This window comes from Candidatus Nitrososphaera evergladensis SR1, assembly GCF_000730285.1.
GTDB classification, from domain to species: domain Archaea; phylum Thermoproteota; class Nitrososphaeria; order Nitrososphaerales; family Nitrososphaeraceae; genus Nitrososphaera; species Nitrososphaera evergladensis.
In genome coordinates, this window is the sequence record NZ_CP007174.1 from 98,640 (window position 1) to 120,301 (window position 21,662).

Annotated in this window: 23 protein-coding genes; 14 read left to right on the plus strand and 9 right to left on the minus strand. The window is 46.5% G+C overall.

All coding sequences use genetic code 11. The features are described 5' to 3' along the window. Window positions 1-207: 207 nt before the first annotated feature. The 3 genes from NTE_RS00560 to NTE_RS00575 all read left to right on the plus strand — a co-directional run bounded on the left by NTE_RS00560 (window position 208) and on the right by NTE_RS00575 (window position 3,013). Window positions 208-405 carry a hypothetical protein gene (locus tag NTE_RS00560; RefSeq protein WP_148699249.1) on the plus strand — a complete coding sequence of 66 codons (198 nt, stop codon included), beginning with the start codon at window positions 208-210 and terminating at the stop codon, window positions 403-405. 227 nt (window positions 406-632) lie between these two features. After that, on the plus strand, window positions 633-2,399 hold the full coding sequence (locus tag NTE_RS00565; protein WP_148699250.1) for a hypothetical protein: 1,767 nt from the start codon (window positions 633-635) through the stop codon (window positions 2,397-2,399). A gap of 203 nt (window positions 2,400-2,602) precedes the next feature. After that, complete coding sequence (locus NTE_RS00575; protein ID WP_148699251.1) at window positions 2,603-3,013, plus strand: hypothetical protein; 411 nt, start codon at window positions 2,603-2,605, stop codon at window positions 3,011-3,013. Between the two features lie 71 nt (window positions 3,014-3,084). Here the strand turns inward: NTE_RS00575 and NTE_RS00580 are convergent, their stop codons facing one another. Continuing rightward, window positions 3,085-3,993, minus strand: coding sequence for a cupredoxin domain-containing protein (locus NTE_RS00580; protein ID WP_148699252.1), 909 nt, complete (start codon window positions 3,991-3,993; stop codon window positions 3,085-3,087). A 244-nt stretch (window positions 3,994-4,237) separates the two neighbouring features. Here NTE_RS00580 and NTE_RS00585 point away from each other — a divergent pair, with 244 nt between their 5' ends. The 3 genes from NTE_RS00585 to NTE_RS00595 all read left to right on the plus strand — a co-directional run bounded on the left by NTE_RS00585 (window position 4,238) and on the right by NTE_RS00595 (window position 6,490). Continuing rightward, complete coding sequence (locus NTE_RS00585; RefSeq protein ID WP_158384884.1) at window positions 4,238-4,981, plus strand: N,N-dimethylformamidase beta subunit family domain-containing protein; 744 nt, start codon at window positions 4,238-4,240, stop codon at window positions 4,979-4,981. A 231-nt stretch (window positions 4,982-5,212) separates the two neighbouring features. Then, window positions 5,213-5,431, plus strand: a complete 219-nt coding sequence (locus tag NTE_RS00590; RefSeq protein ID WP_148699254.1) for a hypothetical protein — start codon at window positions 5,213-5,215, stop codon at window positions 5,429-5,431. 75 nt (window positions 5,432-5,506) lie between these two features. Next, window positions 5,507-6,490, plus strand: coding sequence for a cupredoxin domain-containing protein (locus NTE_RS00595; protein WP_148699255.1), 984 nt, complete (start codon window positions 5,507-5,509; stop codon window positions 6,488-6,490). 200 nt (window positions 6,491-6,690) lie between these two features. On the opposite strand, the gene NTE_RS00600 is transcribed toward NTE_RS00595, so the two are convergent. After that, window positions 6,691-7,203 carry a hypothetical protein gene (locus tag NTE_RS00600; RefSeq protein ID WP_148699256.1) on the minus strand — a complete coding sequence of 171 codons (513 nt, stop codon included), beginning with the start codon at window positions 7,201-7,203 and terminating at the stop codon, window positions 6,691-6,693. A 182-nt stretch (window positions 7,204-7,385) separates the two neighbouring features. Here NTE_RS00600 and NTE_RS00605 point away from each other — a divergent pair, with 182 nt between their 5' ends. Continuing rightward, window positions 7,386-7,637, plus strand: coding sequence for a hypothetical protein (locus tag NTE_RS00605; protein WP_226987090.1), 252 nt, complete (start codon window positions 7,386-7,388; stop codon window positions 7,635-7,637). A gap of 120 nt (window positions 7,638-7,757) precedes the next feature. Continuing rightward, window positions 7,758-8,726 carry a proteasome assembly chaperone family protein gene (locus NTE_RS00610; protein ID WP_148699257.1) on the plus strand — a complete coding sequence of 323 codons (969 nt, stop codon included), beginning with the start codon at window positions 7,758-7,760 and terminating at the stop codon, window positions 8,724-8,726. Window positions 8,727-8,762: 36 nt separating this feature from the next. On the opposite strand, the gene NTE_RS00615 is transcribed toward NTE_RS00610, so the two are convergent. Next, window positions 8,763-9,401, minus strand: a complete 639-nt coding sequence (locus NTE_RS00615; protein WP_158384886.1) for a cysteine hydrolase family protein — start codon at window positions 9,399-9,401, stop codon at window positions 8,763-8,765. Window positions 9,402-9,574: 173 nt separating this feature from the next. Here NTE_RS00615 and NTE_RS00620 point away from each other — a divergent pair, with 173 nt between their 5' ends. Next, window positions 9,575-10,336, plus strand: coding sequence for a glycosyltransferase (locus NTE_RS00620; RefSeq protein ID WP_158384888.1), 762 nt, complete (start codon window positions 9,575-9,577; stop codon window positions 10,334-10,336). A 14-nt stretch (window positions 10,337-10,350) separates the two neighbouring features. On the opposite strand, the gene NTE_RS00625 is transcribed toward NTE_RS00620, so the two are convergent. Beyond that, window positions 10,351-11,577, minus strand: a complete 1,227-nt coding sequence (locus tag NTE_RS00625; protein ID WP_158384890.1) for a glycosyltransferase — start codon at window positions 11,575-11,577, stop codon at window positions 10,351-10,353. 101 nt (window positions 11,578-11,678) lie between these two features. Then, window positions 11,679-12,662, minus strand: a complete 984-nt coding sequence (locus tag NTE_RS00630; RefSeq protein ID WP_148699261.1) for a bile acid:sodium symporter family protein — start codon at window positions 12,660-12,662, stop codon at window positions 11,679-11,681. A gap of 387 nt (window positions 12,663-13,049) precedes the next feature. Between NTE_RS00630 and NTE_RS00635 the strand changes: the two genes are divergently transcribed. The 4 genes from NTE_RS00635 to NTE_RS00650 all read left to right on the plus strand — a co-directional run bounded on the left by NTE_RS00635 (window position 13,050) and on the right by NTE_RS00650 (window position 17,125). Beyond that, window positions 13,050-13,853 carry a dienelactone hydrolase family protein gene (locus tag NTE_RS00635; protein WP_148699262.1) on the plus strand — a complete coding sequence of 268 codons (804 nt, stop codon included), beginning with the start codon at window positions 13,050-13,052 and terminating at the stop codon, window positions 13,851-13,853. 11 nt (window positions 13,854-13,864) lie between these two features. Next, complete coding sequence (locus NTE_RS00640; protein WP_226987091.1) at window positions 13,865-15,364, plus strand: erythromycin esterase family protein; 1,500 nt, start codon at window positions 13,865-13,867, stop codon at window positions 15,362-15,364. A gap of 104 nt (window positions 15,365-15,468) precedes the next feature. Continuing rightward, on the plus strand, window positions 15,469-16,545 hold the full coding sequence (locus NTE_RS17015; protein ID WP_226987092.1) for a DUF2795 domain-containing protein: 1,077 nt from the start codon (window positions 15,469-15,471) through the stop codon (window positions 16,543-16,545). A gap of 10 nt (window positions 16,546-16,555) precedes the next feature. Beyond that, window positions 16,556-17,125 carry a DUF2795 domain-containing protein gene (locus NTE_RS00650; protein ID WP_148699263.1) on the plus strand — a complete coding sequence of 190 codons (570 nt, stop codon included), beginning with the start codon at window positions 16,556-16,558 and terminating at the stop codon, window positions 17,123-17,125. Between the two features lie 63 nt (window positions 17,126-17,188). On the opposite strand, the gene NTE_RS00655 is transcribed toward NTE_RS00650, so the two are convergent. From NTE_RS00655 to NTE_RS00670, 4 genes are all read right to left on the minus strand, one after another. Beyond that, on the minus strand, window positions 17,189-17,503 hold the full coding sequence (locus NTE_RS00655; protein ID WP_148699264.1) for a luciferase domain-containing protein: 315 nt from the start codon (window positions 17,501-17,503) through the stop codon (window positions 17,189-17,191). A 152-nt stretch (window positions 17,504-17,655) separates the two neighbouring features. Then, entirely contained in the window at window positions 17,656-18,195 is a 540-nt protein-coding gene (locus NTE_RS00660) for a hypothetical protein (protein WP_148699265.1), read from the minus strand. Between the two features lie 281 nt (window positions 18,196-18,476). Beyond that, window positions 18,477-19,358: a hypothetical protein gene (locus NTE_RS00665; protein ID WP_148699266.1), complete on the minus strand. Its 882-nt coding sequence runs from the start codon at window positions 19,356-19,358 to the stop codon at window positions 18,477-18,479. Window positions 19,359-19,524: 166 nt separating this feature from the next. Beyond that, complete coding sequence (locus NTE_RS00670; RefSeq protein WP_148699267.1) at window positions 19,525-20,358, minus strand: hypothetical protein; 834 nt, start codon at window positions 20,356-20,358, stop codon at window positions 19,525-19,527. A 547-nt stretch (window positions 20,359-20,905) separates the two neighbouring features. On the opposite strand from NTE_RS00670, the gene NTE_RS00675 reads away from it, so the two are divergent. Further along, entirely contained in the window at window positions 20,906-21,505 is a 600-nt protein-coding gene (locus tag NTE_RS00675; protein WP_148699268.1) for a PepSY domain-containing protein, read from the plus strand. Window positions 21,506-21,662: the final 157 nt, after the last annotated feature.

The following is a 21,662-nucleotide window of genomic DNA, read 5'->3' on the forward strand; positions in this document are numbered from 1 at the left end:
ATAGTAATAATAAAGGCCAGCAGGCAATGCCCCGTCGGCCGATACAAAAGAGGAGGTCTTGCGTCTGGATGTCAAGCCTAACAGGAAATATACACTCAGACGCTAGACCCCAAAAGATCTTGCGCAAAAGCAGCTAATAATCTAACCTGACTTGCTGCAGCATATAATGGGCATTCTCTTTTATAGAAGAATATTCTTTTATTTACTATGGGTCTGCTTACATGGATCGTCATTGCCGTGGTTATAGTATTGATAATCGGAATAGGCGTTGAGGCATTCTTCTCAGGCTTGATATCCGGAGCGGAAAAACTCGGCAATAATCCCGTCATTAAAAATGCGACAGAAGAGGGCAAGAATTTTGCCAAAGATGCAATCCAGAACGCCACCAGCGGAATGGTAAAGTAAAAAATTTCTGACCTTGCACAAAAAGCCGCCAGTCAGTCGCTCGTACAACAAAAAATGCCATGGAGAGGAGAGAGAGGGAAAAAATGCAAAGTACAACTCATGCGTATTCTTACTCCTGAAGCACTGACCAGCAAGAATCAGATATCTAATGCAAATTATACAATTTGCGCAGAAAAACGACCGCAGCTAGAACGAACGCGTAAATACTCTACGAAAAATAATTCTCTATGGTAGAGTATGATAGTGACAGTAGCGACAAACATGGAACTGCTGCTGGCGGCGGCAACAGCAATAATGATATTCGTAGCAACAATAATAGTAATAATAGTAGCGCCGGTGCCAGTCCGCATCCCTCGCACGGGCATTTTCTATATGCAGACTATACGCCGCTAGAAGATAATCGAAACCTTATAGAGATGATAAAGAATTTCGTGTCGCTAGCTGCGCAAGTGATAAAATATCACGAAACGGATGTGAAATGTATATCTCTGCTGGATGATTCAGAGCTTCTACGCAAAGAACTCATCTCTGCCATAAGAAACACTAGAGCAGCTACCACAGACACAATAGATAGATTTTATGAGAGAAATTCTAATATCTTTTCGTCCGTCACAGGTTTGCAGTCTGCCGGCGGCAACACGTTTCTGACCGATGCAAAAGCCTCACTTGACAGGATGTTGACTGATGTGGAGGCAAACTCTTCCCAGCAGCAAGAGAAATACAACGAGAACATAAAGTCAACAACAAATGCAAACCGCATTGCCGCGATTAACGCTGTGCAAGGCTGGCTGTCCGACGAGAATCGCAATTTTCCAGGATCTGTTCTTGCAAATCTTTCGATCGAGCTAGAAGCGCACATTGATCCTGCGACCCACAATAACAATTACAAAGTTATTCGCACTGCATCAACGTCAGTATCAACACCGAAATCGGCGGTCGCAGTCACAAACAAAGATGAGGAAGGAGAGAAAGAAGCCGGTGCAAAGGCAGCAGCAATAACATCAACAATGCCATTCACGTACGTCTTTGAGTTCGAGTCTGCCGGCATCGAGTTCTGGAACTATCGCAAGAAAGTCGTTGATCTTGGTATAAAGGAATTGATGCTTCCCGTAGGCATGAAGCTTCCCATGTCGGAAAAGGTCAAGAATACTTTCAGACTGGGCTCTAAAAAGGAAGAGTCGGCCAAGGAGCCGCATTTTACAAAGGCAGACGACTTTTACATGTCCTCTGTGGTTTTGCGCGATGATAAAACCCTTGAAGTGCAATTAGCATCCGACATCTCTGCTGGACACGCAAGGGAAGGCAAGGGCGAGCTTTTTACTATCACCTTTGACATGGTAAGCTTGCCGGATTCTTCTGCGCATAGTGGTAATAATAATATCTCTCTCCCGTCTTCCTCTACGAATTCTGCTACTTTTTCGACAACTCGCCCAACGATACACTATACAGACAACAGAGACAGGGGAGAAGAGGGGCAAGCTACCGCCATGGTAGAAACGGATCTGCTTCGAATAAAAGAAATTGAACAGGCAACTGACTTGCGCAAGCTAACAACGTTTGGCACAGCGGTCCTGACCAAGATGCAGATTTTGCGAGATCCCAAAATTCTGGCTTTGAAAGGCAAATTAAAGTTGCTTGCGGTGGAAGAAAAGGAAGCAATAGCTATGTCGAGGCGTAACGTCAGCGGCGGCGCAGCGGCAGAACCGACTGGCTCTGGCTTCACCGCCACTGCTGCTACTGCCATAATGTCTCCTCTAGTTTTCATTGAATTTCGTCTCCTTTTCGATCTCCTTGAAGCGCTGGCCAGATCATTTGGCCCTGCAATTGGGAAGCTAAGAGAAAAAACACCCGTGAAAGAGGAATTGATATTGCGACAGGAGCTGGAAGGAGGGCAAAGAAAAGAGTTTGCCGTCAGGCTCGCAGATCTTAGGTTGCAGCTAGAAGAAACAACTCATGGCAAATCGATATCTCGTACGCTCTTTGGCGAAGAATGAATAATAATTAATATATATATCATATATTTTCTGCCTGGTACATACACACGCGCACCTATTATGTGTCTTTTACAAACTTGCAAATGACACGTACAGGCTGCTCCGTGCCATTTCGTATGTTGAAATGTAGTAAATTCTCCGATTTCCTATGGATATTCAATCCGCCTATTTTTATAGCAATTTTTGCGAATGTTGTTATAACTATGGTCAAGGTAACAAAGTCTGTCTATATAGAAATTGAGAAAGACGGACAAAAGATAACTTTTGGTCCAGATGAAATTGAAGATATCAAAAGGCAATTAGATGCTGCCATAAGGGAAAAGGGCAGAGAATTTCACGCAAAAACAAAGGCCCGGCGAAAGGTAAAGGCGCTTGCAAAAGTAGCAACAGTATACCACATGAGCGATGACAAAAAGAAGGAGATAATCAATAACGTGAACAAAAAGCTATCTGGCACGCCAAAAACCCTCTCTGCCCTTTTGGATGGCGTCTCTTATGTTCCCAATTACCTGCCTGTGATAAGAAAGATGGTGGAAAGCCAGCAGAACGTCGCCAGAAAGCAGGTAGGCAAGAGAACATTGTATTATCTAAAGGACGGAAAAAACACGCAATAATAGGCCAAGCTACCGCTTTGTGGCATCTTGTTATTGTGCTTCTTCGTCCACTTTATGTTTATCCCAGTTACTCATTGCGCTCCAACTGGAGGAAGTACGAATGTGTCAGAGACTGGAGAAGATAGATCGCTTTCGTTTTCTGCAACTATTGAAACCTGAATCGAATACTCTTCATCGTTCACCAGCACGGGGCCTTGGACATGGTATGTGCCGTCGCTTGCCACTCCCTCATTGTCCGTCAGGTCAGGTCCCCATGTAACAAAGTTTGCGGTGCTGTTTGTCCTGGATATGGCCGGCACAAGCTCCAGGTCCAATATGCCGTCTGAATCCTCAAATTGGTTGCTGTACATTGCTGACGCGGAGTTTGAAATAGTCACGTTGTATGTGATGCTTAAATCTGGCGGGATCACGGCGGCACTTTCATGCGGCACAAACGACAGTGTCACCCTTGCCAGTTTGCTTGAATTAAACGGCAGCGCGTTTCCGCCGATTAGCATGTCCATGTTGCTTCCTCCTTCAAACCCGCTTCCTACGTTGATTCTGCCCTTTGATTGCGGGTTTGCGCTATCATGATATTCGTAGGTTCCCGGAACGGTAAACGTGTGTGTGAAAAAGCCTCCGGGTGCTATCATGTCCGAGTCAAACTCTGCGCCCTGCGGAACGCCCGGGGAGCCTGCGTCTACGGTGACGGAATGTTCTGACTCGTCTTCATTAAACCATATAACGGTCATGCCAGTTGGTATTGAAATCGTCGTCGGCAGGAATGGTGAAAAACCCAGATCCGTAAACGGGATGTGCACTGCAAACGAGGGGTCTTCCCTTGCTTGGCTGTAACCCGGCTGAGGGTTAAATGATGTAGTAGTTGATGATGTTGTTTGCGAGAATGCGCTCTGGAGCGATGCTGCAAGTAATAATGATGACGTTATCGCAAGGAGAGTCGCTGCGGCAAGAACCGCGCTACCATGCTTGAACTTGGACATGAAAACAATAAAACACTGTGTTGCCTATAAGCATGGAAGGAGCAGCGTACTGGTAGCCGCCTATCCGTAAAAGCAAGATTCGCATATCATAGATGAACTACCGCTTCTCCGCGTACCTTGAAATCCAAACTAAACTACTACTTTCAATCTCCAAAAATACTTCAGGTTTTTGCATCATCATCACCTTTCGCAGGAGAAATTTTTTCTAGTTAACAAAGTTAAGGCAGGAATTAATTGGCCGCAAGTGCAGTTTAGTGACGCAGTAGATGCGCTGACCAGTATGAAGAAGAAAAAGAGTTTCCACCTCGGTCTTGTCGTAGGCTGCTGCGCTCTGGTCATAATCATATTCTTTTTTATTCTGCCGCTGTCTTCATCCTTGTCGTCTTATCGTTCACACCGCCTCCTAGTAGTCATCAGGCCGACATTTACTTTTGCCGCCTACCAGCCTCATGGATTCTATGATTATTACAGGGGAAACTGCAAGACCCGGTGCCTGACTGTGCCGCTAAGCCCAAGGGAACGTACGAGCGTGATGGATTATGCGGGCAGCAACAACGCCCTCGAGATGATCAAATCACTTGAAACCAGCGACGTTGTTACTGACGAGCAGGTAACCAAAAACCCCTCCATCCTGGCAAGCTACCAGAAGGTGATAGTGCTTCACAATGAATACGTCACCCAGGCAGAGTTTGATGCCATAACCCGCCATCCAGACGTCCTTTACCTGTACCCAAACGCGCTATATGCGCTTGTTTCGTACAATCCTGTCTCCAACACGATAACTCTGCAAAAGGGTCATGGCTACAAGGGCGTCAACGATGCTTTCAACTGGCCACCCTCGAGGAGCACCAAAGACGAGTACAACACCAGCTGCAAGAACTGGCAGTTTGAAAAGGCGGTAAACGGCATTGTCCTGAACTGCTATCCCGAGTTTGACATTCTGCATGATGCAAAACTTTGGATCGCAATTATTAATCGAAAGGTCTAGTTGGTCGTAACGCTCTTCCGCCTTTCTGCGCGGAAGCTAGTGCAAAAGAGAAATAGAAATATCCTGAAATCTTGATGGCAGAAAAGTGCTCTTTTAGGTTGTAATTTTGCCAGAGCCTGCAGGCAAAAACTATTGTACACATGATATAACATGTTAAAACATATCAATGCCTCCCCCTCCCCTAAAGGTGCCTGCTGCCTTAACTAGAATGTAGCCTGACAATAATTCAGTATGAATGACCTAGAAGATCTAATTGCCAAAGAATCATCACCATCATCACCATCATCACCATCATCACCATCATCATCATCGCTAGATTCTCCCGATATCATGTGTCAAAAATGCAGAAAACAGGTTGCCGAGGTCTTTCAGGTGACCGGGGATTTTTGCCTGCAGTGCTGGCAGGACGAGACCCATCCTGACATCGAAACGAAAACCCGGGAAAGCTAATCTCGCCTGTTTTTCTCGTGCGAACAGGAACTTGGTAACATAATCTTTTTCAATATGTCGTCGTGAGCGACCCTGATGAACACAAAAAAGCACATGATGTTGCTGGCAACCGTGGCAGCAGCCGTTCTGGTCGTGGGAATGATTTCTGTCGCCTCACTGAATGGCGCTAGCTTCGCATATGCTGACAAGGAACAAATGCAGCACCCTGGCAGCTCGATGACAATGACGGCAGCGCCGTCGTCGCCCGCCAAGGGAGCGGCTTTAGGAACCATATCGAGCATTCAGAATGATGAGAAGGGTCAGCCCGCTTGGATAGCGGCTGGCGGATGGAAGTTGTTTCTGATGCCTTCTGAGAGCAAGAACAACAGTACAACATCAGCGGCCCCTGACGCAAAATTCAGCGCCAGATTCATCATGACAAAGCTGGATGGTACATCAAAACACGAACATGCAATTTCTGACTTTGTCCTGACAAACATGTCTGACGATGGCAACACCACGACTCTTACTGGAAATGCCACAATGACGATGAAGGACGCACCACAAAAGAACATTCCAATGACAATCAAAATCATGAACCACAACATAATCAGCATTATGCTGGATCCTCATGTGAACTCGCATCTGGGCAACACTCCGTTGTATGGCACCGTTCTTAGGGCGAACAATGGGTATCACACGATGGCACACATGGGAGAGAACAAGACTATGATGTCTGACAACAGCAATAGTTCGGACAAAGATAAGGAGAAATCCTCTGCCAAAGAAGAGGGGCGTGCAACAACAATCGATATCGTTTCAGGCGCAGCTAACAAGGGCGACAAGTCGTTCAGTCCAAATCCTGTGGCCATAAAGGCTGGGACTGAAGTAACATGGAAGAATGCGGATTCTGCTCTGCACACCGTGACGTCTGGCAAGAACTCGACTCCGGACAACGTCTTTGACTCCAGTATCTTGGTACCAAAGAAGGACTTTACGTTCAAGTTCAACAGCGCAGGGACGTACGATTACTTTTGCCAACTCCACCCAACAATGATTGGCGAGGTAACAGTCACTTAAGCAGAAACGCGGATTTCCCTTTCTTTTCTTTTTCTACTCTGTGTATGGTGCCGCTCACCTGACTCTGCAAAAAGGCGTTGTCCTACGTTGCTCTATTTACTCATACCAAAAAACAGGTTTCGTGCTTTTCTTTCCCGGATGGATTTATGTGCATGTATGTATATGCGCGTTTTTCAAGCAAATGCTATAACGCAAGCCGCCTAGCGCGTTGCTGTCCAATGATACGCATCTTCTGAATCAAAATGGGCGGTACAATTGCTTCCGTTGTCTAGCGTGTACGTAATTTCCATTGCGAACAAGTTTCCCTTGCTCTTTGGATGCCACGATCCCGACCTTTCGTAATCGGTGGTTCCTCCTTCCATCCAGGTGATGGGAATCCCTATCACTCCTGCCCACCAGCCCGTATGCTGGTTGTCGCGTGCAAGATTGGCCGACAGCGAGGTCTTGCGCTTTAGTTCGCTTGATCCTTCTACATTGCCGAGGTTTTCTCGTTTTGCCTTGTTCACCAGTCTCACGGCAACTGCCTTGACCTTTTCTTTTTCCCCCTTCTTGTTTTCGTCGCCCTGCAGCTTTACCGTCAGCATCAATCTTCCTGATTCAAGCGAGTTGAGCGACTCTGCCGGGGCTGGCGTGCATTCAAAGTCGACGCGGTACGGACACGAGGAGGGGATTGTATCACTGGAATCAAGTCCATTCCATTGCGCGTTTCTCATACCATAGAGAAGGTTCTTTGAACCTTAAAGATAATCGAAAATCCTGCCCGGTCTGCACCTTCCTCGCCCAGGGGAGCGGCCTCCACTCCCTGTAGTTCTCTATATATTCGTGCGATGATGCGCAGCATATATCATCTTTAGCTCACAACTGTTTTAGATTATCTTTGCTTTAGTAAGAGTATATGACAACTGAAATGTCCGCCAAGCACGAAGCTACCAGGCTAACAAACTCTACATATGATATAATAAGAGCGCTTGAAAAGGACGCAGATTTTCTCTATTCCACCGTCGACAGGTACATCGACGACGCTAGCAAGGAAAACCGCTCCGATCTCATTGGCGTATGGAACACAATAAAGCAGGATAAAGAGAGGCACGTACAGCTGCTAAGGGAAGCGCTCGCAAAGGAAGCAAAAGAAGAGCGTCTGAAGTGATAAAGATACTCGCTAAATTTTTTGCACAATCACAATAATAATAAAAAGACTTTGTCAAGGTAGCCTTGGCAATGCGGCTAACAGAGAAATACTTTGTCTTCCTAAGTCATACAGACATATATGGTTAAAAGAGGATTTGCAAGCGAGACAACCATTCACGAGTCTTACGATGGCAAGACCCGGATAAAGCAGTTCTTGCGCGTCAAAGCTACCACTAACAATAATACTGCAAATTCAAGAAAACACATCTCTTTGCGCCCTTCGCTCATTGCAGGCTTTCCCGGCACGGGACTCGTGGGTTCTATATCGGCCAACTTTATAATCGAAAGGCTTGACATGCACCAGATAGCGTCTGTCGACTCGGAATTCATAATGCCTACCGTCACCTACATCGGCGACAAGCTGAGACACCCATTTCGCATTTACGCCGATAGAAAGGGTTCGCTGTACGTCATAGTCTGCGAAGCTCCGCTGCTGCCAGAAGGAATTCACAATATCATGGATCTGGTGGTGTCGTGGGCAATCAACAACGGGATTGGCGAGGTGATAACCCTTGACGGCATACCTGTCAGCGGTTGGCCTGCGAAAAACCGAGAATCGATAGTTTTGACCAGCCATTACCACTCTGGTAATCTGCAGCAGCCATCATTGCCATCCGCTCCAGCATCAGGCAATGATGAGGATAATGATAATAATAATGATGATAATTACGGCAACAATGCTGCTGCCGACGACGATGATAATTATGATGATGGACTAAAATCCTCATCTCCATACCATCACAAAAAGACCACTCTGATAACAGGCATGTCGGCAGGGCTGCTATCGTCATGCCTGTCGCGTGACATGGCCTGCAGCGCGGTTCTTGTCCAGACAGCCAGCGGCGTACCTGACCCGGAGGGAGCGGCCCTGTTGCTTCAGACGATCAGCGAAATGCCACACGTCCCACTCGAGTTAGATGTCGGCCCTCTTTTGAAGGAGGGCAGGGAGATCAAACGCAGGCTCGCAGAAACCATAGCAAGCCTCAAACGGCAGGAAGAAGCGCAGGCGACGCCATATCCAGCGGGCAGATCGATGATGTACGGCTAGCATGGCAAAACCCATTGCAAAGCTTGCCGGCACCTGCTATTTTCTGTACAGGTGGTAGTAGTCCTTTTCTGGCACCTGCTGTCCAACTTCCTTGAGAAGGCTTTTGCTGTCCAGCACCAGGCCAAAGAAATTCCGGACATCTTCCAAAGTACATTCATACCTCTTGGCATCCATTGACGCAGTTGCGTCAGAAACAAGTACCACATCATAGCCTAGATTGAAAGCATCTCTCAGGCTAGTTTCGACGCATATTGACGTATCTACTCCGCAGATGATGACGGTGTCAACTTTTAAATCACAGAGTTTCTTGTCAAGCTCTGTGCCAAAAAAGGCCGAATCCCTTCGCTTTATTATCACATTTGGTGATGATGTGTCTACAGATTTTTTGATACTGTCGATGATGTCAGCATCCCACGTACCTTTGACACATATCGGAGCGCTTTCGATCCTCTCTTCTCTTGGCTTGGGTAGAAACTTGTGCGTTTTTGTAAGCAGGTCGACGCCGGATGGCTCTCTTACGGCCATCATGTAAAAGATGGGGATTCCTTTGTCCCTGCACAGGCTGACCATGCTGCAGATGTTTGGCAACACACGGTTATAGTCAGAGATATTTATGCCTAGAATATCATACGAGCCTCCCTCTGACATGAAACAGTTCTGAACGTCTATTACCAACAACGCTGGGTGAACTTCTTGCCCTTTCAACAACATCACTGATACTTTTTCAATTATCAGTTATACGAGTTGTGCCCTGCTGTCATTCTTTCCCCTATGGTTGATTGCTGCTTGCACTCTCTGTATTGCAGCATCCTTAACGCTTAACTGTGATGGCGTCCATAAGATCACATGTGTCGCAGCCCAAATTTTCTAACAACAACAAGAAGGTGGCGATAATTTTTTGCACCAAAAATTCTGCACGCACTATTGAAAACGCGATAGCGAATGTAAAGCAAAGCCCCTATGCTCCAAGCATTATTGTTATAGACGGTTTCTCAAACGACAACACGATCGAACTGGCCAAAAAAGCGGGCGCAACTATTGCAATAGAGCAGCCAGAGCGCAAATTTCCTGGCAAAGGCATAGCGATGAAGGCGGGTTTGCAGGAAGCCGAAAAGATGGGAGCACACATAGCGCTTTTTTTGGATGCTGATATAAAAAATCTTACAAGTGAATGGGTGGACGCACTGGTAGAGCCCGTGGTAGAGCGAGGATATGACATGACAAGAGGCTTTTATGAGCGGCATCCAAAAGATGCGGCTGTAACAAAACTGATAGCAAGACCGATGATTTCAGTATTTTTTCCAGAGCTGTCTGGTTTTGAGCAGCCACTTAGCGGCGAAGTCTGCGCTAACATCCGAGTCTGGACAGATTTACTAAAAAGAAACCCTCCTGATGGATGGGGGATAGATGTTTGGTTTCTTATCGAAGTGGCAGTACTGGGGCATAAGGTAAAGGAGATATTCTTGGGCAAAAAAGAGCACGCTTCTTTTGACGCATACAGGGAGGATGTCGGCAAGCTGAGCAAGATGTCAGAGCAGGTTCTGTTTACGATAATGCAGGAAGCAGTAAAGTACAACCGGCTTGACGCATACCGGGGAGTAAGCACCTAAATCGCAAGATATTATCAAACTGACTCTGCATACTTTTCTTCTTCTCCTGCTGCTGACACCAAGAGGGGACTGATCACGCTTTTTAGATTCTTGTTAAAGTTGCCGACAGAAAATCTTGATGCAATTTCGCCCATCTTTGATCTGTCTTGCAAAGAATCAGATGCCGCCAGGGCCCTTTTGGCGATTATGTCCGCAGCCTCTTCAAGGCTGTGAAATTGATATTCGCTTGGCACGAATTCGGTATTGCCGCCTACATGGGGCACCACCGGGATGAGCCCTGCGCTCATTGCCTCCACTATGGCTATCCCAAAGGGCTCGCCGGCCAGAGGATGCAAAAACACCTTTGACTGCTTCATCAATTCAAGCAGGCGTGGAAAGCTCACGTCAACTTCGATATGGACGTTATCTTGCAGATTGCTGTCGTCTATCATTTGCTTTAATTTCTCCAAGTATTGCTGGTCGTCCTCTGAAATGTTTCCTGCAAGCGTCATTTTCGCACTGGTTTCCTTGTCCTTCAGTATGCCAGCAACCTTGACTGCGTTTTCAATTTGTTTGTCAGGACTAAACCTCGATAGCACGAGTATTGAATTTTCCTCCTTCTTACCAGAATAGGTAAAGACATCATGAAACTTTTTTACGTCTACTGGAGGATACACAACCACTGGATTGACTTTGTTGTAATGTTGCTCTATTGCGTTTCTGCTAAATTGTGAGTTTGTAAGCACAACGTTTGCATGCTGCATCATCGTATCATACATTTTACGTGAGCTTGTTAGTATCTTGCGCCCCGGGTCCTTGTCTGCAGCCAGGTCCATCGATGTCCACTTGTTTATAAATTTCATATAACTGCCATCGTCTACAAGCTGTGGCAAAAGCGGAAAGTGGCAATACGTAACAAAATTTTTTCTCAAGCCTGTTCTTTTAATGTTGTCATCGTGCTCATCATCGTCATGGTAATAATATGGCAAGAGATCGCCGTGCGTGTTTATCACTAGATCATATCTGTCATCGTCACCGTATACTTTTGCTGCCGCTTCACTGTGCGAGCCTGCTTGATCATGAGATTTGTCATCCTTATCTGCCTGCAGAAGGGAGAATATATCTATCTTCTCTACATTTCTAATTGCGAGATCTGAGATTCCAAAATCTCTCTTTATCTCTTTGACGTTGGGTTGCGTAAAAGACGCAAGATCAACTTGAAAGCCCATTTCGTTTAGGGTATTGATGGCAGAGAGTGCCAAGTACTCACTGCCTCCTCCTGCGTTCAAATCGTCATGGATAATTTTTGCATTCATCAGCATATATCACAACAGTATTTTTTATCATTATTACGCTATATGCATTACGAGAAGCTCTTTACTTGCTCTGCAGTGATCAGTTTCTTGAGCAGTAATATTAGTCCATAATACGGCAGGTTGTAAAATGCGGCAAGGGCTGCATAGTCAGGACCAAAGAATTGCGAGGCAAAAACAACAACCAAGACATTATTTACGTAACTCATTACAACTATGCCAGTTGCAATCAACTCTTTTCTCTTCCCTTTTTTGCCACTAACGATGCGTCCAGTAAAGTAGCCTATCGCACTATACGCTGCAAACAAGACAAACGAGGCAGTGATTTCAACAAACAGAAACTCGGGCTTTTTAAAAAAGTAATTTGAAAATTCTGCAAAGACTCCGAAATTGATGAGGGCGATAAATACGATGGACGCCGGCAATGATCTTTTATCGACCTTTTCAGCTACTGCAGGCCACCGTTTCTTTACAAACCAGCCAGCAGCGATTGGAATAAAGAGTGCGGTGACTAGCAGGAAAATCATCTGTAGTATTGGTATCTTAAACTGCGAGTTGCCCAGTAGGAAATATACCATGGAAGGAAGAACGAACGGGACAGCAAGAGATGTGACAATTACCATTGCGACAACCAAAGACAGTTGCCGCCTGTTTTTTTCTCCCTCCAGAGTAACGTTAATCACAAACGGTGCTCCAAGGCCGGTTGAAATGCCTGACAATAATAGCACAGGGATTGCTAGTGGCTCGTAGACGATTTTTGTAATGGCATACATCAACAGTGGCAATATCAAAAGTTTGGTTACCGACAGAATGGCAAGTTTTTTGGGAGTCTTGAACGTAGAGGCAAGCTCACCGAGATCCATTCGTATGAGGTTTAGAAACAAAAGGCCGCCAAGCCATACGAGCAGATAAGGTTGAAAAATGCGTCCCACAGAGGGTACAAGAACGCCGGCAGACATTGACGCCACAATCGCTACGAAAAGCAAAATGTCATTCTTGTCAAGCTCTCTTTTTGGAGCATATTTTTCAACCATGATGTCAGTACTCAGATCATCGGCATAATATATCAGCACGACAGATCATTTTATTAGGATAGTTTAGCAGCGCAAGAGAGATGAAAAAGAAAAAGATGAAGAGAAAGTGCGGCCTGCCAGCTGCGGCAGCAGCATTTTATCATATTGCCGGATAAAGTGTTTTTAATTTTTAATGAGCAGTACAGGAAATGGAGAATGTCGGCAGCAAGGGTATCATGTACATGGATAGTATATGCACCTGCAAGACGTGTAACCACAAGCTAACAAAAAATTGCATAGAGGCCAGCTGCTCCTGCTGCACCGAAGAAAATCACTCGATGGTTCTCGATGGAATAGAAGGGTTTGCTCCCCTGACAAACAAAAAAGAAAAGAAGGAGGCCAAAAGAAATGCAAGGGCGCAGAAGAGACTACGATAATGATGACGATGATGATAAAAACGAGCAATCAGTCGATATCTCGCTTGATTCAGGTGTTTTACTGCATGGTAATCTGAAGGTCTTTGATGATGACAATAATAGCCTGTCCAAAATAGTACTATTTGCCCACGGAAGTGGGAGCGGAAGATACAGCCCGAGGAACAGATACGTTGCAAGCGTGCTAAATAAGACGCGCATAGGCACTCTACTTTTTGACCTCCTCACAGAGGAGGAAGAAATTGTCGATGAGCAAACTCGGCATTACAGGTTTGACATCAGCCTTTTGGCAGACAGGCTGGTCAGAGTAACCGACTGGTTGTTGCTCCAGAATGGAGGCTTTGCTAATAATAATCATCTTAGAATTGGCTATTTTGGGGCAAGCACCGGAGCTGCAGCCGCATTGGTGGCGGCTGCAGAAAGGCCAAATGCAGTGCAGGCCGTCGTCTCGCGGGGAGGCCGGCCTGACCTTGCCACAACAAAATCTCTGGCCCAAGTCCGGGCGCCTACGCTCCTCATCGTCGGGCAAAACGATGAGCCCGTAATTGAGCTAAACTGGGAAGCGTTTGGCAACCTGCAACTACTCGCCAATGACAAAAAAGAATTGGTGATAATTCCCGGCGCCACGCATCTATTTGAGGAGCCGGGCAAGCTTGAACAGGTGGCACAGCTAGCCACAAGCTGGTTTGCGCGTTTTCTCGGCGGCGACATAAAAGAGAAAAATCATGATGAGGATGGCACCAAGAAATCTGACATGGCAGCAGAGGCGACGCGATAATTGCAGAGACGATGATGACGGTGTATAAACTTGAAAATGCCTCCAATCTTGATCCGCTGCTGGAGCACATTGGAGACGCCAGGTATGTCTTGCTTGGAGAAGCGTCGCATGGGACATCCGAGTTCTATGCTTGGAGGACAGAGATCACCAAGCGCCTGATAGCTGAAAAGGATTTTTCTTTTGTGGCAGTTGAGGGAGACTGGCCGGATTGCTATAGGGTAAATCGCTACGTAAAAGGTATGGCAGAAGCCGGGTCATCGGCCTTTGAAGTGTTGCACGCGTTCAGCCGCTGGCCTACATGGATGTGGGCAAACAGGGAAATTATCGAATTGGTCGGATGGCTAAGGTTTTACAATGACAGAAGGGTGGCAGGACGGAACAATAGAGAAAGAAGACGCGACAGAAAGGCTACTACTACTACTGCTGCTGGGTTTTACGGTCTGGATGTCTACAGCTTGTGGGAATCGCTTGATGCCGTCATGCAGTACCTCAAGAAGAATTACCCCGATTCGTTAAAGGCGGCTATCAACGCGTACAGCTGCTTTGAGCCCTACGGCAGAGACGTCGAGGAATATGCTAGGGCGACTGCATTCATCCCAGAGTCTTGTGAAGACGAGGTTGTTGAAATGCTGGTGGAATTGAGACAAAAAGAGCAAAGGAAGGAGAGGAACTTGGCAAGTGGTGGATACAAGAGTGATGAAGAAGAAAAAGAGGCATATTTTGATGCAGAACAGAACGCCGTGGTGGCAAAAAACGCAGAATTGTATTACAGGACGATGATGAAAGGTAGCGCCGCTTCATGGAACGTCCGCGACCACCACATGATGAACACGCTTGAGCGCCTGATGAGATTTCATGGCAGCGATTCCAAGTGCATAGTATGGGCGCATAACACCCACGTTGGCGATGCAAGGGCAACTGACATGCAAAGGGCCAAAATGGTAAACCTTGGCCAGCTTGCAAGGGAACAGGCAGGGCACGATAACGTAGTGCTGGTAGGTTTTGGAACATACGAGGGAACCGTAATTGCTGCAAAAGAATGGGGTGAAAAAATGGAGAAGATGCCTGTCCCGCCTGCAATTGATGGAAGCTGGGACAGCTTTTTGCACAAGTATGACGAAGCTGCCGAAAGGTATGACGATGATGGTAGTGACAGCAGAAGCAACAATGATAATGATAATCGAAAAACCATAAAGGATAAACTCTTTATCTTTAGCAATAGGGGAAAAGAAGGATACAGCACGTTTCTTGTCCCAAGGGGGCAGAGGGCAATCGGTGTAGTTTACAACCCTTCATACGAAAGATATGGAAATTACGTGGAAACCATTCTGCCCGAACGATACGATGCACTATTGTTTATTTTGATAAAACAAATGCGCTCCGACCAATACACATGCCAGTATCGCCAGACGAGGAACTTCCAGAGACTTTTCCTACTGGTGCATGATGACATAAGCACACACGCATGTGTATGTATGCGCGCATGTATGTGCTATTGCTACTATTGTTAATCACAGAGTCAACAATACGACTCGTTTCCTAGTACGCGGACTGCTATAAATCAAAACGAGATATAGAGAGATACTCATTTATTTCATTTTTACCAAACTTTAGAATGGCCGAGAAAGAAAAACCTGGGATTGTAGAACAAGGAGATATTTTCTTTTTTTACAGGCCAAAGGTCGGCAAGGAAGAAGTCGAGGAGATAAAGGACGTGCAGAGATTCTATATGGTCACCTCGCCAGAAGAAGGAAAACAAAGAAGGCTCTTTATTCTAGGCCAGAAACAACTGCCAAAGATCGTTGAGGGCAAGTCTACGTCAGAAGAAAGAAACTGGGCTCTCAATGTGCTTACGACCTCAAACACAGAAGACATCAGAAAAGAATTACTGCCCGCCGAATATGAGACAGAAACAAGGGGCAAAAGAAGGGTAGGACCTGCAACGCCAGCCGGTGAAGGCAAGTATTCCATAGTCAAGCATGACAATCATACCGAGCTTGCGTATGTCTTGGAGCTGCCTCCAGTGCCGGGTCCTACGCAAAAAGAATTTGAGATAAAAAAAGAGGCCAGCTACATCATTTCTGTTAAAAACCCGGACATACAGGTGCCCGGCTTTAAAGCCTTTGAAGAGAGAAAGCCGCAATACCCCTCTTCCGTAAAGGAAAAGTTTGGAGACAGACGGTGGATAAATGTGGAAGATCCGGATCTTTTGAACTATGAAAACACGCAGGTATTGCTCATCGGCGCAAGGAAAAGGGATGTCGAAGAGGAGCTGGGCATTGACCTCAACGAGGAAAAAGAGACAACCAATACCGCCGAGCTGTTCAACGAGCTAAAAATCAGAAAGGATCAAGTCCCATTAAAGCCTCTGCTGAAAGGTGATTTTCCAGGCAAAGAAGAAATGCCCTCAGAAAGGGAAGTCCAGCAGCTGTCAAGTGAGGAAGCCCCCGGAAGGGGAGGCAAGGCAGGAGGGCGTGCGGCCGCATCAAGAGCGCCGTCTGCTGCGGCAATAGCAAAGATACTCGCCGGCACTGATTTTCCAAAGAAAAAAGATGAACTTGTAAGGGTTGCAGAGAAAAATGCAGGCAGGGTAGAGTCAGCCCAAGACATTGTGCAAACTGTGCGCGACCTGCCAGACAGGAAATACAACAGCATGGCAGACGTGGAAAAGGCCTTGGGAAAGGTGAGCTAGAGTAGAGAAAATGGCGCAGTTCAAGTGCGAAATATGCGGAGACGGTTTTGAGCAAAAGTCCCGGTTTGAAAGACACCTGGCAACGGCACACCCTGACAGAGCGCCGTCTGCCGCGGATTTGGAAAAAGCATTGTCTGGTGTACAATACCCAAAGACAAAAGAGGAGCTGCTGACTGCCTACGCGTCGCAGCAAGTATCTGATGACGAGCTTCGAAAACTTGTAGAGTCGCTGCCAAGTCGCACGTACAGAGATGCTGCAGAAGTTGCAATTGCATTGGGAGAAGTAAAGAAAAAGCAGGGAATCCGGAGCGCAAGTGAAGTTGCCGAGAGTGAAGCGCCAAGCGCAAGGGGCGGAAGGACCGCGGCAAGCACAGCAACATCCGCCGCGGCGGTTGCAAAGGCTCTTTCTGGCGTGGATTTTCCAAAGAGAAAGGATGAGCTAAAAGAGTATGCACAGAGGCATATTCTAGAGTCCGGGCTTGATAACCCAAAAGACATAGTGGACATGATAGGCATGCTGCCGGACAAGGAATATCACGACATGTCTGATGTAGAGAAATCGCTGTTTGCGCAAACTTGAAGTACAAAAAGAAGAAAAATCTACCAAGTCCTTATTTCCCGCGCTTTTTTGCTTGTTTTTTCTTTATTTCTTCTTCCTTATTAGGCGCTGATGCTGCAAATAAAAGAGGTCTATTACTGCTTTTACATCTTCGGGTTTCTGAATCTCATGACTCACCCATCCAGATTTTGGAATGACATGGTGCGGCAGCACTTTTCCCTCGGATATGAGTCTCTTGCTGATTCTAGTTGGAAATTGCAAATCTGCTATTTCGTCGCCATGAATGTGTCCCATCTCAATGCCGTTCACATAAAATCTGGTAGTTGCAAAATCGTGCTCATGTATAGTAACTCCCTCCCAACCAAGCAACTCTCGCTTTATGACTTCACTTGAAGGCAAATCCATCCGACGGCGTTTTCATCTCTTAATGCTTGTATGCTGCACCGCAGTTATTACCTCTTTCTGTGCATACATGCACGCATGGCAGAAATTTGCTGCATTCGATAAAAAATGAAAAAATATGATGTGGTGCATGTCTTTGCACTTTTTTCTTAGGAATCAACAACAGTCAGCGCAAAAAAGTTGTCCGAAATATTGTATTGTGGCCTGTTGCCGGTGGCATTATGGATAGCTTCTGCAATCGTCTTACAAAAGAAGAGCGAACACTTGTATCCCATATTGTGATGCACTAGTAACTGGATCTTGTTGTCTTGTGTTCTCTTTTTAGAGAAGGTAAAACGTGATGCTATCGACCATATCTCTAGACTCTCAATAAGCGCATCTTCTGAATACTCTCCGTGCAAAATAAACTGCAGAGCTTTTGGATCAGTCTTGCTGTTGGCCTGTGATACTTCTATTATTTCTTCTTCGGTCATTTTCTCCATTATGACCCTGAGTCTGGCCTTTGAGACTGGAACCATCATGCCCTTTGCGGTCTTTGTGTTGCACCAGATATATTGCATGAAAGCTTTGTGCACTAGAGAGTTAAGGCTGATTCCTTCCTCCTCTGCCTCGCGCTTCAGCTGATCCAGAACACTACTCTTTACTCGAAATGTCTTTGTTTCAGTTTCTTCTTTTGAATTGCTAATCAAAGTGTTGATAATAATGTTGATGGTTGAAGAAAGATAAAAAGGGACAAGGAAGCTGCGACGTTACTGCCGTACCATGAGAAAGGCATTGCATGTTTCTTTGTTATACCGGGACTTTGTATCTTGCTTTTGCCAAGCACTGTCACAGTATTTCTGAAATTTTTGAAATATCTTCTTTATGCTTGGTCCTTCATAATGGCCGAGAGAGAAATTTTATTATCTGATAAAAAGAAAAAAGTCTAATGCTCCTTCATAGGAGGAGCAATATGTCTCAGTAGCGTATCTCAAGCTGTTGCGTTACCTGATGGTGTAGTTGATGTTGCGTTACCTGATGGTGTAGTTGATGTTGCGTTACCTGATGGTGTAGTTGATGTTGCGTTACCTGATGGTGTAGTTGATGTTGCGTTACCTGATGGTGTAGTTGATGTTGCGTTACCTGATGGTGTAGTTGATGTTGCGTTACCTGATGGTGTAGTTGATGTTGCGTTACCTGATGGTGTAGTTGATGTTGCGTTACCTGATGGTGTAGTTGATGTTGCGTTACCTGATGGTGTAGTTGCGCTTACAGTGAGCGTAGTTGAAGCTTTAACGCCGTTGGCATCTGTTGCACTGACATCGTGACTGCCGCTTGTTATGTCAGCAGGAGGCGTTGCAGTTGCGGTAAATGAACCATTGGCATCTGTTGTTACGGGTTCTAGCGTATCCAGAGTAAGATCGTCGATCATCAGCGTCGCGTTTTGGTTGCTGCTAAAGCCAGAGCCAGTGACAGTCAGCTGCTCATCCGCATTGACGGAAGATGGCGTCAGAACAAGAGTTGCATTTTTTGATAGTGCTGTTATATTTCCCGGTGGCGCGGTTACGTTACCTCCCGGTGGCGCGGTTACGTTACCTCCCGGTGGCGCGGTTACGTTACCTCCCGGTGGCGCGGTTACGTTACCTCCCGGTGGCGCGGTTACGTTACCTCCCGGTGGCGCGGTTACGTTACCTCCCGGTGGCGCGGTTACGTTACCTCCCGGTGGCGCGGTTACGTTACCTCCTGTTGCTGTCCCGTTGGTTGCATTTTGCGCTGATGCAAACGGGCTTACCATTGCCAAAGATGCAATCGCAAAGCCCGCAACCAACAGGCAGGACGTCAACAGTTTCCTATTTCCTGTTAGACTTGACATTACGGCATTTCTGTGTTAGTGATTCTTAAGATTTGAGGAAACACAGTAGCTATCCTCACTACCCAAAATATTCATAGTAAAACCTCTACGAAACTACTACCTCTCTCTCTATTGCAGCGCATTATGAGCAAAAAAGGAAGGAGGAGGATATAGGTAGAGGTTGTCGCTACCCGCGCTCCTTTGCAACAGTGCCGTAGATGGGTTCAGTGCCAAAGTGGTTGTCTATCTTGTCAGGTCCCAGCGTCATGGCAATTGCAGAGTTGCCTATTATCTTGATAGTTACTGGTACATCCTGCACTGGGCCCTTTGACATTGTGACGGTAACTGTTCCATTGATGGTCGGGTTGCCAGACTCGTCGTTCTTGATTTGAGTCACTTTTAGATCCGACACTTCATGCTCATGCGGGGCAGTTCCGTCAGGGCGGACCATCTCTATTTTGGCTACAAAGGAAAGGTTGCTTCCTGCGGACGTGGATGTGTTGTTCTGTCCTGTCATTGAGGTGGCATTTCCTGTAACAGTGGTCTTGTTACCATCTGTTGTTACTGTCGCGTTGCCCTGTGTGGTTACTGTCGCGTTGCCGGCCGTTACAGTAGCGTTGCCGCCAGTGGCTGCAGTTGCGTTGCTCTTTACTTCTTCCAGCTTCCAGATTCCAGCCAGTATCCATGCAGGCTTGTTAGCTTCCTGCTGTATGCTTGCAATCCGGCCCGTTAGCCTGCCGTCTTGCATCTTCAAGCCTGTCTGGTTTCCCGTTGGGGCCGTGCCTGTTTGGTTCCCTGTAGTGGCCGTTTGATTTCCTGTCTGATTTCCTGTGGTCGAAGTCTGGTTTCCTGAACCTGTTACATTTCCAACCAGGCTCTTTCCAGCCTTCGTCGCGTTTCCAATCAGGTCTTGGATTGGATTTTGTGCATAGCTTTTTGCCACTGAAAAAGAGCCGGCCACGATAGCCGAGACAAGTACAGCGGCAATTGCAGCAGAAAATACCTTAGCCTTGTCGTTCATCAAAACATATAATCACTAGGAAATGTTTAATGAGTTTCGACCTTGACTTTGACGTGCGTCAGATAAGCTAGAATGGGCAAGAGACTTTACTAGAAGGATAATCAAGAATAGTTACTGTCCAATCATAATGAGTTAGTTGGCCTCGCATGTGATCTTTCTCTCTCTAACAAGCGTATGTGCGTGTGCGTGAGAAAAATACCCGCGCCCCTATTACATGTCGATGTCAAGTCTAACAGGAAACGAGGCGCGGGTGAGGTACTCTCCGTACCTTGTAATGCAAACAAGTATCTAATAAGATTAGTGGGTAATAGCTACAGGCCTTTTATATGGAAGAAATTCTCCAGTTGGCCCGGCTCAGAAAGCTCTGCCTCTTGGTCTCATCTTTGGGAAAAACCTGTCACGAAGAAATGTTCTTTTCTCTCTTTCCCCGCCTGGGTCTCTACATGTGCATATAATGAAAATGCGCAGGAGCTAAAGTAACTTTGTTACTCGCTAATGATACGCAATCATTAATAAAAAAATTTGGCTATTACGGTTGCATACAGTCATGGAAGCATCAGGAAAGAGTAACAGAAAAACACAGATGATGGTGATGGCAGGCGTCATGGCTGCAGTCCTGGCTACGGCGGCAGTCTTTATGACGCAACCTGTACTAGCGCAGCAAGGAACCAACAGCACACAATCCAACAACAACCAGCTACAGCAACAACAGCAGCAGGGCGTGCCACAGCTTAACGGCACCGTAAACTTGCGAGACGCTGCAAAGGCATTTTTGCGCGACAACGTAAAGGTGCCATTTGACAGTGCCCTTAACACGGCAAAGGGAGCAGTCTCTAACGGCACCGTGATCGGCGGTCAACTTACAGTGGTTCAGGGCTACCTCGTATACGCGTTCAAGGTCGCCAATTTCGATGCTGACACAAGCCAAATAGTCATAGTGGATGCAGGAAACGGCTCTGTCCTGTACACCTCTGGCAACATGCCGCTGCACTTTGGCGGATTTGGAGGCGGAGGCTATGGGTGCGCTCGCGGTCACTTCTCTGGCCATCATGGCATGAACTGGGGCGACAGGGCTCCTTGGTCTTCTTCGCCATCATCTTCAGACAGTGGTAGTAGCGGCGGGTCTTCAGCTGCCCTTAATGCTTGAGTGCCCCGCAACTCTTCCTTTTTTCTTTTTTCTGTCGCAGTTGCACACATCTCTGATGCTATTGCAGCCTCCTCTCCTCAAATCTATTCAATAGTGTCAGGGCAGTTTTTGCAGTAAAGGCCCTGCTTGTCTCCACTGTAAGCATTGGAAAGGTCAA

What these genes read in the sequence shown, in the direction of transcription:
- NTE_RS00605 (WP_226987090.1), top strand. Translation starts at nt 7,386, where the DNA reads ATGACAACTGAAATGTCCGCCAAGCACGAAGCTACCAGGCTAACAAAC.
- NTE_RS00640 (WP_226987091.1), top strand. Translation starts at nt 13,865, where the DNA reads ATGATGACGGTGTATAAACTTGAAAATGCCTCCAATCTTGATCCGCTG.
- NTE_RS00600 (WP_148699256.1), bottom strand. Translation starts at nt 7,203, where the DNA reads ATGAGAAACGCGCAATGGAATGGACTTGATTCCAGTGATACAATCCCC.
- NTE_RS00670 (WP_148699267.1), bottom strand. Translation starts at nt 20,358, where the DNA reads ATGAACGACAAGGCTAAGGTATTTTCTGCTGCAATTGCCGCTGTACTT.
- NTE_RS00560 (WP_148699249.1), top strand. Translation starts at nt 208, where the DNA reads ATGGGTCTGCTTACATGGATCGTCATTGCCGTGGTTATAGTATTGATA.
- NTE_RS00595 (WP_148699255.1), top strand. Translation starts at nt 5,507, where the DNA reads ATGAACACAAAAAAGCACATGATGTTGCTGGCAACCGTGGCAGCAGCC.
- NTE_RS00665 (WP_148699266.1), bottom strand. Translation starts at nt 19,358, where the DNA reads ATGTCAAGTCTAACAGGAAATAGGAAACTGTTGACGTCCTGCCTGTTG.
- NTE_RS00650 (WP_148699263.1), top strand. Translation starts at nt 16,556, where the DNA reads ATGGCGCAGTTCAAGTGCGAAATATGCGGAGACGGTTTTGAGCAAAAG.
- NTE_RS00635 (WP_148699262.1), top strand. Translation starts at nt 13,050, where the DNA reads ATGCAAGGGCGCAGAAGAGACTACGATAATGATGACGATGATGATAAA.
- NTE_RS00575 (WP_148699251.1), top strand. Translation starts at nt 2,603, where the DNA reads ATGGTCAAGGTAACAAAGTCTGTCTATATAGAAATTGAGAAAGACGGA.
- NTE_RS00630 (WP_148699261.1), bottom strand. Translation starts at nt 12,662, where the DNA reads ATGGTTGAAAAATATGCTCCAAAAAGAGAGCTTGACAAGAATGACATT.
- NTE_RS00580 (WP_148699252.1), bottom strand. Translation starts at nt 3,993, where the DNA reads ATGTCCAAGTTCAAGCATGGTAGCGCGGTTCTTGCCGCAGCGACTCTC.
- NTE_RS00590 (WP_148699254.1), top strand. Translation starts at nt 5,213, where the DNA reads ATGAATGACCTAGAAGATCTAATTGCCAAAGAATCATCACCATCATCA.
- NTE_RS00565 (WP_148699250.1), top strand. Translation starts at nt 633, where the DNA reads ATGGTAGAGTATGATAGTGACAGTAGCGACAAACATGGAACTGCTGCT.
- NTE_RS00610 (WP_148699257.1), top strand. Translation starts at nt 7,758, where the DNA reads ATGGTTAAAAGAGGATTTGCAAGCGAGACAACCATTCACGAGTCTTAC.
- NTE_RS17015 (WP_226987092.1), top strand. Translation starts at nt 15,469, where the DNA reads ATGGCCGAGAAAGAAAAACCTGGGATTGTAGAACAAGGAGATATTTTC.
- NTE_RS00675 (WP_148699268.1), top strand. Translation starts at nt 20,906, where the DNA reads ATGGAAGCATCAGGAAAGAGTAACAGAAAAACACAGATGATGGTGATG.